This is a genomic window from Mycobacterium sp. SMC-13 (genome assembly GCF_045311035.1).
In the GTDB taxonomy this organism is placed as follows: domain Bacteria; phylum Actinomycetota; class Actinomycetes; order Mycobacteriales; family Mycobacteriaceae; genus Mycobacterium.
On sequence record NZ_JBJIAI010000016.1, the window covers coordinates 91,542 to 104,507 of the forward strand.

A 12,966-nucleotide genomic window follows, 5' to 3' on the forward strand; every position below is an offset into this window, starting at 1 on the left:
ATCTATGTGACGGTGGTCATCGGTAAGCTGCCTCCATGGAGTTCGTGCTCATCCTGATCGTCATCGCGGCCATTGGGTTCTTCCTGTTCAGCAGGCAGAACAAGGCCAACAAGGCTGCCGCGCTGGCCAACGCGAAAGCCGACGCCCGGCGCGTCATCGAGATGCTCGGCGGCCAGGTGTTCAACCTGACCGGCACCGATGACGCCTCACGCCAGGCCCTGGCCGACGCGTCCGAGCGCTACAACGCCGCCGCGTCGCAGATCGAACAGGCCACCACCGCCCAGCAGGCGGCCTTTGCGAAACAGAGCGCGATGGAAGGGCTGTACTACGTACGGGCCGCCCGGACCGCCATGGGCATCGACCCCGGTCCCCCGCTGCAGGAGCTGGCCGGCCAGCGCGGCGCGGGTTCGGTCACCGAGGACCGCCGAATCCAGTTCGACGGCAGGCAGATTCAGGCCTCACCGGGCCCGACGGCCGCCACACCGAATTACTACCCCGGCGGCCGGGTCGCCGGGCGCCCGGTTCCCGAGGGCTGGTACTCCGAGCCGTGGTGGAAGCCGGCGCTGGTCGCCGGGGCGTGGGGTGTGGGTTCGGTGCTGTTGTTCGACGCACTGTTCGACGGCATGCACGGAGTCAGTTACGGCGCATCGGGTTTCGAGTCCGGATACGGCTCGGGATTCGACCAGGGCTACCAGCAGGGCCTCGATCAGAGCCAGTTCGCGGACTCCGGCCAGGGCCAGGACGTCAGCTGGAACGACAACAACGGCGGCTGGGATGCCGGCAGCGGTAGCTGGGACTCCGGGAGCAGCGACTCGGGTAGCAGCTGCGGTGGCGGCGGCAGCAGCTGTGGCGGTGGTTGCGGTGGCGGCTGCGGCGGTGGCGGCGACTAGCCGTCACACCTGACAGTTGGGGCACCAGAACAGGTTTCGCCCCTCCATGACCTCGGTGCGGACGGTGGCGCCGCACACGCGGCACGCCTCCCCCGCCCGTCGGTAGACGTACGTGCGCGGCCGGTCGGCGGCATAGGACGGCGCGCCGTGGTCGTCTTCCGGGCGCACGACGACGATCTTGCCGCGCCGCACCCCGACCTTCATGAGCGCGACCAGATCGGTCCACAGCTCGGCGAATTCGGCCTCGGTCAACTGGGTGCCCGGACGGTGCGGGTCGATCCGGTGCCGGTACAGCACCTCGCTGCGGTAGACGTTGCCGACACCGGCGATCACCGTCTGGTCCATCAGCATCGATCCGATTGACCTGCGGGACTTGCTGATTCGCGCCCAGGCCAATCCCGGGTCGGCGTCGCGACGCAGCGGATCGGCACCGAGCCGGGCCACGACATCGTCGACGCCGCCCTCGTCGATCAGCTCACACACCGTCGGGCCGCGCAGGTCGGTCCCGAATTCGGCCCCGACCATACGCATGCGCACCTGCCCGACGGGCGCCGTCATCGGCAGTGGCTGCTCGGTGAACGTGCCGTACAGCCCGAGGTGGACGTGCACCACCGCACCACCGTCGTAGTGGTGGAACAGATGCTTGCCCCAGGCGTCCGCCTTACGCAGCACCCGGCCGCTGACGGCGGCCGCGGCATCGGCGAACCGGCCCTGCGGACTGCTGACGACCACCGGCGCCCGCCCGAAACGCTGCTGGTGCAGGCGGGCCAGCCGGTGGAGGGTATGCCCCTCCGGCACGAGTCAGGCCTCGGGAATCAGGCGGGAGCGCCCGGAACCTCGGGGGCCACGTGCGTCTTCTCGTACTCGGCCAGGATGTCGATGCGGCGCTGGTGCCGCTCGGCCTGCGACCACTCGGCGGCCAGGAAGGCATCGACGATGGCGAAGGCCTCTTCGGTGCTGTGCATGCGGCCACCGATGCCCATCACCTGCGCGTTGTTGTGCTCGCGAGCCAGCTGCGCGGTCTCGACACTCCACGCCAGCGCACAGCGCACGCCCGGCACCTTGTTGGCCGCGATCTGCTCGCCGTTGCCCGAGCCGCCGATGACGATGCCCAGGCTGCCCGGGTCCTCGACGGTGCGCTTGGCGGCGTCGATGCAGAATGCCGGGTAGTCGTCCTCCGCGTCGTAGGCGAAGGCACCGCAGTCGACGGCCTGGTGGCCGGCCGCGGTCAGATGGTCGAGCAGGGCCTGCTTGAGTTCGTATCCGGCGTGGTCGGCTCCGAGATATACGCGCATGGCGCACATTCTGGCAGAACAGCGGCCCGGGACAGAATCAGTGGCTCGGCCGGCCCACTCGCCGGCTCAGCCGGCCCCACACACTCGCCGGCTCAGCCCGCGGCGATCTTGGTGTCGCGGTCGATGGCCTCGGTGATCTGCTTGATGATCTCGGCCTGATCGGCGACGCCGTCGATGTTGATCTGCATGACGTAGAGCCCGGTGCCGTCCTGGATGACGACGGTGTTCTGGGTGATGAGCTTGGTCACCCCGTTGGAGTTCCAGGAACCGGCGATCTGGAACGACTTGTGGCCGTCGACGGTCCCGGGCGTGCCGGTGTCGGTCGGGGTGAATCCCGGCAGGTTGTTCAGTTCACCCGGCGCGAAGTCGAGGATCTTCTGCGCATCGGCGTTCGGGCCGAGGCGCGAGATCAACGCCGTGGCGCTGGGCCGGTAGTTGCCGGCACTCGGGCCGTTGTAGACGATCGACTGGTAGGCGAAGGCCGGCGTCTGCGGTCCGGCGTCAGCCCAGCCCGGCGGCATGGGCATGGTCACCACCGGTGCGCCGGGTTCGTTGCGGTGCACCAGCGATTCCTGAATGTTGTTGCTCTTCAGGTAGGTCGCGATGGTCTGGTAGTTACCGGGCGTACCCACGAGCACCGGCGGTGCGGGCTTGTGCGACGACGATGGCGTGTTCGCCCCGGAACTCTGGGTGCTGGTTCCCGAGGCGTCCGAGGGCCCACTCGAATCGTCACCGGAATTCAGCAGCACGACACCGATCAGCACCACGATCACGGCGGCGATGGCGCCACCGATCACCCAGATCTTGGTCTTGCCACCCGAGGACTGGCCACGGCCCGGTGGCGTCTTGCCGATGTCGGCCGCGAGTTGCGAGTACGACGGCGGGGGCGGTGCGGTGGGACGGCCGACTCCGGGTGCGGCGTGCGCCGCCGGGTCTGCGGGGATGACCGGCAGGACCACCGTCGGCGACACCGTCTCGTGCGTCGGCCGGACGGGCCGCTGCGGCGGTATGGGCGGTGGCCCAGGCACCGGCTGCCGGTACGGCGGGGCCGACGGCGACGAATCAGGTTCCGGCCGAAACGGTTTCGGGTCGGGCGGCGGCCCGACAGGGCCGCGCTGCGGCACCGGCGGCGGCGTCGGCTCCGAGACCGGGTCGACCGACGGTGGCGACACCGGTGGCACGGGCGGCACGGGCGGTTCCGGAGCCGGCGGCGGCGCGACGGGCTCTGGCGCGACCGGTTCGGGTTCCGGCTCGGGGCCAGGCGCCGGTTCCGGCTCGGGCACGGGTTCGGCCGACACCACCGGCGGCGGGGCGACCGGCGGCGGCGTCACCTCGGGGGCGGACGGCGGCTCGGCGGCCGGTTCCGGGGTCACCACGGGAGTGACGGTCGGCAGCTTCAGTTCCGCGGTGCGCAGGTTCAGCGTGGGTGACTCGGTGACCAGTTCGGCCTGCCGCTCGAAGGCTCGCGCGAACTTGGTGCAGGAGTCGAAGCGGTCCTCGGGCGACTTGCCCATGGCCTTGATCAGCACCTCGTTCAGCGGTTCGAGCCACGGCTTGAGGTCACTTGCCTTGGGCGGTGGCGCGCTGAGGTGCTGGCTGATGACCGCGATCTGGTTGGTGTCCTGGTACGGCGTCTGTCCGGTGAGCAACCGGTAGGCGGTCGCGGCCAGCGCGTACTGGTCGGCGCGGCCGTCGATCTCGCCGCCCATCAGTTGCTCGGGCGCCGAGTAGGAGACGGTGCCGATCGCCAGGTTGGCCGACGTCAGGCCCGTCACCTCACCGATCTGGCGGGCGATGCCGAAGTCGCTCAGCAGGATTCGCCGCTCGTCGGTGTCGATGTTGCTGAGCAGGATGTTGGCCGGCTTGATGTCGCGGTGCAGCAGGCCGCGCTGGTGCGCGTAGTCCAGGGCCGAGCTCATGGCCTTGACGATGTCGACGACGAGCTCCAGCGGCAGGCCGTTCGGGTACTCGTACTTGACCAGCTGGGCGGCATCGGTGCCGTCGACGTAGTCCATGGTGATCCACAGCCGGCTCTCGAACTCGCCGCGGTCGTGCAGGCCGACGATGTGCGGGTGCCACAGACCCGCGGCGATGTTCGCTTCGCGCTCGAAGCGGATGCGGAATTCGTCGTTGGTGGAGGCGGTTTCCCGGAGCACCTTCATGGCGTCGAGGCGGGGCAGCCGGGGGTGCTGGACGAGGTACACATCGCCCATTCCCCCTGAGCCCAGCAACCGGCGCACGGTGTACCCGGCGAAGGTTGCGCCCGTCTCCAGCGACATCAGCGCATCCTACTCAAACCCGCACGTCGAAGGACGAAACTGTCCGTCGGCACGTCGCTCCCCACCAGTTGCATCGTTGTGGCTCATGTTTCGGATGTGTCTGGCCACGGTAACCGCGTCCAGACGTTCCTTGCGGAACGCCGACGAGATTACCCGGGCCGACCCTGGTGAGCGTGACTAGCGGGTGATTGCGGTCAGTCGAATTCGGGCGCCTCGTTGCGGGAGCGCTTGAGCTCCCAGAAGTGCGGGTAGGCGGCGAAAATCACGGACGCGTCCCACAGCTTGCCGGCCTCTTCGCCCCGCGGGATGCGCGACAGCACCGGACCGAAGAAAGCGACGCCGTTGACGTGGATGGTCGGGGTGCCGACATCGGGGCCGACGGCATCCATGCCGGCGTGGTGGCTCTTGCGCAGCGCCTCGTCGTACTTGTCGCTGGTGGCTGCCTCCGCGAGCTCGGCGGGCAGGCCGAGTTCTTCGAGCGACTCGGCGATGACCACGTCGAAATCCTTGTTGCCCTGGTTGTGAATCCGGGTGCCCATCGCGGTGTACAGCGGCGCCAGCACCTCGGAACCGACGGCTTCCTCCGCCGCGATGGCGACGCGGACCGGACCCCAGGCCTTCTTCATCATTTCCTGGTACTGCTCGGGCAGGTCGCGGCCCTCGTTCAGCACCGCCAGGCTCATGACGTGGAACTCGATGTCGATGTCGCGGACCTTTTGGACCTCGAGAATCCAGCGGGAGGTGATCCAGGCCCACGGGCACAGCGGGTCGAACCAGAACCCCGCGACATCTTTCTTGACGGCTGGGTCTTTCGTGGCGGTGGCGTCGGCCATTGCTCGTCCTTACTGAGTCGGTACAGATCTCGTTGCCAACAACTATGCCCGGCGTCCCTATGTTCCCGGTCACGGCAACCGGTTGTCCCCTAAGTTGGTGACGTGGCACTTCCGAACCTGACCCGCGACCAGGCCGCCGAGCGCGCCGCGCTGGTGACCGTTGACAACTACCGCATCGATCTCGACCTCACCGACGGAGCCGGCGCACCGAGCGAGCGCACGTTCCGCTCCGTCACCACGGTGACGTTCAGCGCCCTTCCCGGCGCCAACACCGTCATCGACATCGCGGCCGACTCCATCCGCAGCGCGACCCTCAACGGGCAACCCATCGACGTGTCCGCCTACGACGAATCGACGGGCGTGCCGCTGGCCGGGCTCGCCGAGCAGAACGTCGTCGTGGTCGACGCGGACTGCCGTTACTCCAACACCGGTGAGGGACTGCACCGCTTCGTCGACCCGGTCGACGGTGAGGTCTACCTCTACTCGCAGTTCGAAACCGCTGACGCCAAGCGGATGTTCGCCTGCTTCGACCAGCCGGACCTCAAGGCCACCTTCGACGTGTCGGTGACCGCGCCGGCGCACTGGCAGGTGATCTCCAACGGGGCCGGCACGTCGGCCGGAGCCGCCCCGGCGGCGACATCAGATACGGGGACGGTCCATCGATTCGCCACCACCCCGAAGATGAGCACGTACCTGGCGGCCCTCATCGCCGGCCCGTACGCCCGGTGGGACGACGTCTACAGCGACGAACACGGGGACATTCCGCTGGGCATCTTCTGCCGCGCCTCGCTCGCCGAGTTCATGGACGCCGAGCGGCTGTTCACCGAGACCAAGCAGGGATTCTCCTTCTACCACAACAACTTCGGGACGCCGTACGCGTTCGGCAAGTACGACCAGCTGTTCGTGCCGGAGTTCAACGCGGGCGCCATGGAGAACGCCGGCGCCGTGACGTTCCTCGAGGACTACGTCTTCCGGTCCAAGGTCACGCGCTACTCGTACGAGCGGCGTGCCGAGACCGTGCTGCACGAGATGGCCCACATGTGGTTCGGCGACCTGGTCACCATGCGGTGGTGGGATGACCTGTGGCTCAACGAGTCCTTCGCCACCTTCGCCTCGGTGCTGTGCCAGGCCGAGGCCACCGAGTACAAGCAGGCCTGGACCACCTTCGCGAATGTGGAGAAGTCCTGGGCCTACCGGCAGGACCAACTGCCGTCGACCCACCCGGTGGCCGCGGACATCCCCGACCTGGCCGCGGTCGAGGTGAACTTCGACGGCATCACCTACGCCAAGGGCGCCAGCGTGCTCAAGCAGCTGGTTGCCTATGTCGGGCTGGAGCCGTTCCTGTCGGGCCTGCGCGACTACTTCCACGACCACGCGTACGACAACGCCACATTCGCCGATCTGCTCGGCGCGCTGGAGAAGTCGTCGGGCCGGGACCTGTCGGACTGGGGCCAGCAGTGGCTCAAGACCACGGGCCTGAACACGCTGCGGGCCGATTTCGACGTCGACGGCGCCGGGGCGTTCACGCGGTTCGCCATCACCCAGAGCGGCGCGGCGCCCGGTGCCGGCGAGACGCGCGTGCACCGGCTCGCGGTGGGCATCTACGACGACGACGGCTCCGGCAAGCTGGTCCGGGTGCACCGCGAGGAGCTCGACGTCGAGGGCCCGGTGACGGATGTTCCTGCCCTGGTGGGGGTTTCGCGCGGCAAGCTGGTCCTGGTCAACGACGACGACCTGACCTACTGCTCGATGCGGCTCGATCCCGCGTCGTTGCAGACGGTGCTGAGCCGGATCGCCGACATCGACGACCCGCTCCCCCGGACCCTGGCATGGTCGGCGGCGTGGGAGATGACGCGCGAGGCCGAGATGAAGGCCCGCGAGTTCGTCGCCCTCGTGATGAGCGGGCTGCACGCCGAGTCCGAGGTGGGCGTCGCTCAGCGGCTGGTGCTGCAGGCGCAGACGGCGCTGACCTCCTACGCCGATCCGGCGTGGGCGGCCGAAATCGGTTGGCCCGCTTTCGGTGATGCCCTGCTGGACCTGGCGCGGGATTCGTCGCCGGGATCGGACCACCAGCTGGCGTACATCAACGCGCTGTGCACGTCGGTGCTGGCGCCGAACCACATCGCGGTGCTGTCGACGCTGTTGGACAACGAGCCCGCCGCGGTCAACATGACGGGGCTGGTGATCGACACCGATCTGCGCTGGCGCATCGTGACGGCGCTCGCGCGTGCCGGCGTCATCGACGCGGACGGCACGCAGACGCCGTTCATCGACGCCGAGGCCGAGCAGGATCCGACGGCCGCCGGCCGGCGCAGTGCCGCTGCCGCCGCCGCCGCGCGCCCGCAGGCCGCGGTGAAAGAGGCTGCGTGGCAACAGGTCATCGAGGACGACACCCTGGCGAACATCACCACGCGCGCCATCGTCGGCGGTCTGGTCCAGCCGGGCCAGACCGAGCTGCTGGACCCGTTCCGGGACCGCTACTTCGCGGCGATCTCCGGGGTGTGGGAGCGGCGCTCGAGTGAGGTGGCCCAGACCGTGGTCATCGGCCTGTACCCGTCGTGGGACATCAGCCAGGCCGGCCTCGACGCCGCCGACCGGTACCTGTCCGATCCGGAGATTCCGCCGGCCCTGCGCCGCCTGGTGCTGGAAGGCCGTGCGGGAGTGGAGCGTTCGCTGCGCGCCCGTGCCTTCGACGTGAGCTGACGCGACTGCATGGGCCGCACCTGGCCACCGGCTAGGTGCGGCCCTGCAGGATGCCCTCGATGTTGCGCTCAGCGAGCGCGGTGATGGTCATGTACGGGTTGCAGCCGAGGTGCCCGGGCATCAGCGACGCATCGTTGACGAACAGGTTGCGGTGGCCGTTCACCCGCCCGAACGCGTCTGTGGCCTTGCCCCGGACGCATCCACCCAGTGGGTGAACGGTGTTGGGCGCAAACACTTTTCCGCTGAACAGGTCGTTGCGGTAGTCGACCTTGTTGGCCTTCAGGATCTTGTCGAAGACCTGCTTCGCCCTGGCCTCGTTGTTCGCCGCGAAGGCATCGGTCCACTGGATCGTCGCGGTGTCGGACTGGCGGTCGTAGGTGATGTCGGCCCGGTCCCCGGTGTCGACCATGACGTAGTACCCGAGCAGGTAGGTCTCCACCGGCAGCGGCATGGAGAACATGCTGGCGTACACCGGATTGTCCGGGTCGTCGCGGCCGTCGATGTTGATCATGCCCATCAGGGACTGGGTGGTGCCGGCCGGATCGCTCTTGGCCAGGTTGTGCCCGACCATCACGTCACCGTTGTTGCCGTAGCCCTTACCGATCTGATCATTGAGGTGGGCCAGGTCCCCGGTCTCGCGCGCCTTCAGCAGCAGCTTGGTGGTGCCGAGCACACCGGCCGCCAGATACAGCTGGTCACAACCGAATTCGGCCTTCGACAGCTCCTTGCCCCAGCGGTCGATCTCGCGGGTGGACACCACGAACTCACCCGAACGCTCCTGACGGATCGAGATGACCTCGGTCAGCGGGCGCAGCGTGACGTGGCCGGTCTTGAGCGCGTCGGCAAGGTAGGTCTGGTCGACGCTGCCGAACCGGCCGTAGTTGTTGCCGAACTGCTGCTCGAACGCCAGCGACGATTGCGGCACCTGGCCGGCCGCCTCTTTGACCAGGTAGTCGAACGAGTACGAGCTGCCGTTGTAGTCGACCTTGTAGCCGGCCGCCGCCGCGTACTTGCGGCCCGCGCGGGCGTACTGGAAGCACGGGGTCTGCTCGAACCAGGCCATGTCGCGGTAACTGATCTTCAGCGACGTCTTGGCGCGTTCGACATAGGTGCGCAGGAACTCGTCGGCGCCGATGTCGGGGAACGCCTTGTCGATCTGGCGCGGCGTCGGGATGGCGGCGATGCCCGCGTTGACCATCGAGCCACCACCGACGGCCAGGCCCCGGAAGACGTCGTGGGCACCGTGCGTCACCTTCTGACAGATGCCGGCCTGGATCGGCTGCGGCGACGGCGCGTGCTCGGCCACCTGCTCGACGGTGAAGCCACCGAAGGAGGTGACCAGGCTCGGCGGAATCTTCGTGAACCAGCCGGCGCGGGTGTCGGCGGGCAGCATCTTGGAGAAGCGCTTGCCGTCGTCGTCGGGCTTGTCCCAGAGCCGGCCCTGTTCGATGACCAGTGTCTCGATACCGGCCTGTCCCAGGCGCAGCGCGGAGACTCCCCCGCCGTAGCCGCTGCCGATGACGATGGCCGAAAAATGCTTGCGGGACTCCGTACGGTCGCGTGATCGTTCGACGAGGGCCCCGATTCCCGCCGCCCCGGCGACGCCCACCACCGCCGCACCGCCGAGGAACTGGCGCCGGCTGATGGGGCTCATCGGCGACCTGCCGCGGCCGCGCCCCAGCACCGGATGTGTCGATGCCGGCCGTGCATCACTGCCAAGATCGTCCTTCCGCCTGACCGCCAGCTAACCCGAAGCCAGTCGCCTGCCGGCCTCCGAATAACGGATTCATCTCAAAAATTACACGATGGCGCGGAGTTTCCGCCGCCGTGCGGGATCCGGCCGCCAGCGCGTCGTCCGCCCCGCCCGACGCCCGGTATGTCGTACGTCACCCATATCGGTGTATGGCACTCTACCTGCAAGTTTGGTGGCGACGGCGGCGACCGGACCACGGCTGCCCAACCGCCGGGACCGAGGCCGGGCGACCATCCCGAATACCCTCGCGCGCTGACGGCTCAAACAATTTGCTGGATAACGATGAGAAAACGGACAGGAAGTGGCTCTGGCAACCGACTTGTATTTGCGCAAACGGCCGAATACGGGTACGAATACGGGGTGTTGTCGGCATTGCGCGCGAGCCAGGAGGCGTCGCAACCCCACGCGCCCGAGGCGCCCGACACTCCCGCCGCCCAGCCCGCCCCCGCTGCCAAGTCGAAATGGCGCGACGGCAAGCGCTACGTGTGGCTGCTGGGTCCCATCACCCCCGGAATGGTCGGCCTGTCGTGGCTGCTGGTCTGGCTCACCGGCATGGACGCGTTCTGGTGGACGGGGTCGGTGCTGACGTTCGGGCTGGTCCCGCTGCTCGACCACATCGTCGGCCCCGAGGCCGAGAAGGCTCCCGGCGACCTGCGCAGCCTGGAGGACGACCCGTTCTACCGGATCGCCACGCACCTCTTCCTGCCGGCGCAGTATCTGTCGCTGATCTTCGCGTGCTGGCTGTGGGCCGGCGGCGGCTGGGTGAGCATGTCGCTGGCCGACAAGCTGGGCCTCATGGCCGCGGTCGGGACGGTCGGCGGTATCGCGATCAACGCCGCCCACGAGCTCGGCCACAAGCGCGGCATGTCCGAGCGCCGGCTCTCCAAGATCGCCCTGGCCCAGACCTGCTACGGCCACTTCTTCGTCGAGCACAACCGCGGTCACCACGTGCGGGTGGCGACGCCGGAGGACCCGGCCAGCTCGCGCCTCGGCGAGAGCCTGTATGCCTTCATCGGCCGTTCGGTCATCGGCAGTCTGCGGTCGGCCTGGAAGCTGGAATCCGAGCGACTCGCCCGCGTGCACAAGTCCAAGTGGTCGCTGCACAACGAGGTCCTCAACGCCTGGCTGCTGAGCGTCGTGCTGTTCATCATCCTGGCGGTGTGGTTCGGACCCATTGTGCTGCCGTGGCTTTTCGGCCAGGCCGTGATCGGCATCTTCCTGCTGGAGACGGTCAACTACCTGGAGCACTACGGCCTGCGGCGGCAGAAGTTGCCCAATGGCCGGTACGAGCGGGTGCGCGCCGGGCACAGCTGGAACAGCAACACCGTGATCGCCAACGTCTTCCTGTTCCACCTGCAGCGGCACTCCGACCACCACGCCAACCCCATGCGTCGGTACCAGGCGCTGTGCCATGCCGATGAGGCGCCGCAGCTGCCGGGCGGTTACGGAACGATGCTGCTGCTGGCCATCTGCCCGCCGCTGTGGCGCCGGGTGATGGATCCCCGCGTGCTGGCGCACTACGACGGCGACATCAGCCGCACCGCGTTGCAGCCGGGCTATGAGGCCCGCCTGCGCAAGCGCTACCCTGCCGCGCACTGAACCCTGCCGACGCGGCACATTCGCGTGAGTGAACGACCTCTCAGCGCCAGGTCGGCCGACCCTGGATAGCACTCTGCCGGGTGCGAACCAGTGGTCCGCACCCGGCAGGGTGAATGAAATCAGGCGGGCGAGACGCCGGCGCTCAGCACGCGGACCGCGCTGATCAGGCCGTCCATCAGGTTGCCCTGCTTGAACGACGCCGCAGCCGCGGACACACCCAGCGGGGCAGCCTCTTCGATACCGCGACCGCGGACCTCGGCGCCGTAGACGACCTCGATGGCCTTCTGGTTCGGCGAGACGGCCAGCAGCACTGCGTTGTTCGGCGTCGGCACGGTGGCCAGCACCTCACGCGCGGTGGCGGCGGTGTCCGCACCCAGGTCGCCGATGTAGACGGCGAAGCGGGCGCCGGCGGCGCGCGAGCCGTACTTCAGGGCGTCGTCGAGGAACACCAGGTCCTTGACCGGGAACGGGTAGTGCACCGACAGTTCACCGGGCTCGGTGACGCCGGAGATGCGGCCGCTGTACGTGACGGCGTAGCCGTACGGCAGGTTGGCCGGATCGATGTTTGCGACCTCGGTCTGGCTACCACTTGCCACTTGCGCCACCTCCCACAGTCAGGTGCGAGTCATGGCCGCCGTGGCCGTGATCCGCCGGTTCCTCGGCCGCCCACAGGATCGGGGCGTGGGTCCACTTGTCGGTCATCTTGTAGGTGTCCGGATGCGGACTCTTGCGCAGCAAGAACAGCGCGCCAAGCACCAGCAGCAGCGCCAGCGGCACGCCACCGAGCAGCGAATGAGTAAGTGCAATGCTCACGCGCAAACCGTATCAGTACGCGCACCGCTCACGCTGAGGACAGGGGCAATCCGCGCGCGGATGTCAGGCGGCGCCTTCGCCGAGATACCGCACCCAGGCCGGATCGAGCTCCTTGACCGCCGAGAGCAGTCGCCAGTGCTGTCCTTTGGGCGGCAACGGCACCGCGTGCAGGGTCCAGCCGAGTTCGCTCAGTAGCCGGTCGGCCTTGCGGTGATTGCACGGGCCACACGCCGCGACGCAGTTCTCCCAGGAGTGCTCACCACCGCGGCTGCGCGGCACGACGTGGTCGACGGTGTCGGCCTTGCCTCCGCAGTACGCGCAGCGGAACCGGTCCCGGTGCATCAAAGCGGCCCGGGTCATGGGAATGCGGGCCCGATATGGGACCCGCACATAGCTACGCAGCCGGATGACCGACGGGACGGCGACCGCGCGGGTCGCCGAGTGTATGACGGGACCGGACGGATCGGCGTGGACCACATCGGCTTTGCCGCACAGCACCATGATCACGGCGCGCCGCATGGGCAGCGCGGTCAGCGGTTCGTAGGTCGAATTCAGCAGCAGGACGCGGCGGCGGCCCCAGAGCGAGCCGTCGGTGGGACTTGATTCGACTGCGTGCAGGGGTGATGACAGTGCCGGGCTCGACACAGGCGAACCCGCCGCGGCGCCGTGAAGTCTGTGGCCGCGGACCTTCCTCCGTTGCGACATACGTCCTCCGTGCTGACAGTTCACCACGGATCGACAGACAACGCACGAGAATTCTGGCGTCTTAGCTGGACCATTCGATGAACTTCGCGTGACGAG

General features: G+C 68.3%; 11 protein-coding genes. 3 read left to right on the forward strand and 8 right to left on the reverse strand.

What is annotated here, in order from left to right; all coding sequences use genetic code 11:
- Window positions 1–35 precede the first annotated feature (35 nt).
- On the forward strand, window positions 36–890 hold the full coding sequence (locus ACJH6I_RS21830) for a DUF1542 domain-containing protein (protein WP_318985553.1): 855 nt from the start codon (window positions 36–38) through the stop codon (window positions 888–890).
- A 3-nt stretch (window positions 891–893) separates the two neighbouring features.
- Here the strand turns inward: ACJH6I_RS21830 and ACJH6I_RS21835 are convergent, their stop codons facing one another.
- The 4 genes from ACJH6I_RS21835 to ACJH6I_RS21850 form a co-directional block, all read right to left on the reverse strand.
- Entirely contained in the window at window positions 894–1,688 is a 795-nt protein-coding gene (locus ACJH6I_RS21835; protein ID WP_406784482.1) for an Fpg/Nei family DNA glycosylase, read from the reverse strand.
- Window positions 1,689–1,705: 17 nt separating this feature from the next.
- The gene (locus tag ACJH6I_RS21840) at window positions 1,706–2,185 is read right to left on the reverse strand and encodes a ribose-5-phosphate isomerase (RefSeq protein WP_036420840.1); all 480 of its coding nucleotides are present in this window, start codon (window positions 2,183–2,185) and stop codon (window positions 1,706–1,708) included.
- 92 nt (window positions 2,186–2,277) lie between these two features.
- Entirely contained in the window at window positions 2,278–4,464 is a 2,187-nt protein-coding gene (locus tag ACJH6I_RS21845) for an LpqN/LpqT family lipoprotein (protein ID WP_406776063.1), read from the reverse strand.
- Between the two features lie 194 nt (window positions 4,465–4,658).
- The gene (locus ACJH6I_RS21850; protein WP_212812339.1) at window positions 4,659–5,297 is read right to left on the reverse strand and encodes a DsbA family protein; all 639 of its coding nucleotides are present in this window, start codon (window positions 5,295–5,297) and stop codon (window positions 4,659–4,661) included.
- Window positions 5,298–5,399: 102 nt separating this feature from the next.
- On the opposite strand from ACJH6I_RS21850, the gene pepN reads away from it, so the two are divergent.
- Complete coding sequence (gene pepN / locus ACJH6I_RS21855) at window positions 5,400–8,000, forward strand: aminopeptidase N (protein ID WP_346414354.1); 2,601 nt, start codon at window positions 5,400–5,402, stop codon at window positions 7,998–8,000.
- A gap of 31 nt (window positions 8,001–8,031) precedes the next feature.
- On the opposite strand, the gene ACJH6I_RS21860 is transcribed toward pepN, so the two are convergent.
- Window positions 8,032–9,654, reverse strand: a complete 1,623-nt coding sequence (locus tag ACJH6I_RS21860) for a GMC oxidoreductase (protein WP_346414353.1) — start codon at window positions 9,652–9,654, stop codon at window positions 8,032–8,034.
- 459 nt (window positions 9,655–10,113) lie between these two features.
- Here ACJH6I_RS21860 and ACJH6I_RS21865 point away from each other — a divergent pair, with 459 nt between their 5' ends.
- Window positions 10,114–11,352 carry an alkane 1-monooxygenase gene (locus tag ACJH6I_RS21865; RefSeq protein WP_346414352.1) on the forward strand — a complete coding sequence of 413 codons (1,239 nt, stop codon included), beginning with the start codon at window positions 10,114–10,116 and terminating at the stop codon, window positions 11,350–11,352.
- A 119-nt stretch (window positions 11,353–11,471) separates the two neighbouring features.
- On the opposite strand, the gene ACJH6I_RS21870 is transcribed toward ACJH6I_RS21865, so the two are convergent.
- The 3 genes from ACJH6I_RS21870 to ACJH6I_RS21880 all read right to left on the reverse strand — a co-directional run bounded on the left by ACJH6I_RS21870 (window position 11,472) and on the right by ACJH6I_RS21880 (window position 12,870).
- Window positions 11,472–11,948 carry a DUF5130 domain-containing protein gene (locus tag ACJH6I_RS21870; RefSeq protein WP_020102225.1) on the reverse strand — a complete coding sequence of 159 codons (477 nt, stop codon included), beginning with the start codon at window positions 11,946–11,948 and terminating at the stop codon, window positions 11,472–11,474.
- Window positions 11,935–12,165 carry a hypothetical protein gene (locus ACJH6I_RS21875; RefSeq protein ID WP_029105398.1) on the reverse strand — a complete coding sequence of 77 codons (231 nt, stop codon included), beginning with the start codon at window positions 12,163–12,165 and terminating at the stop codon, window positions 11,935–11,937. Before ACJH6I_RS21875 ends, ACJH6I_RS21870 begins: the two co-directional genes overlap by 14 nt.
- Before the next feature lie 63 nt (window positions 12,166–12,228).
- Complete coding sequence (locus ACJH6I_RS21880) at window positions 12,229–12,870, reverse strand: HNH endonuclease (protein WP_212812343.1); 642 nt, start codon at window positions 12,868–12,870, stop codon at window positions 12,229–12,231.
- Window positions 12,871–12,966 lie beyond the last annotated feature (96 nt).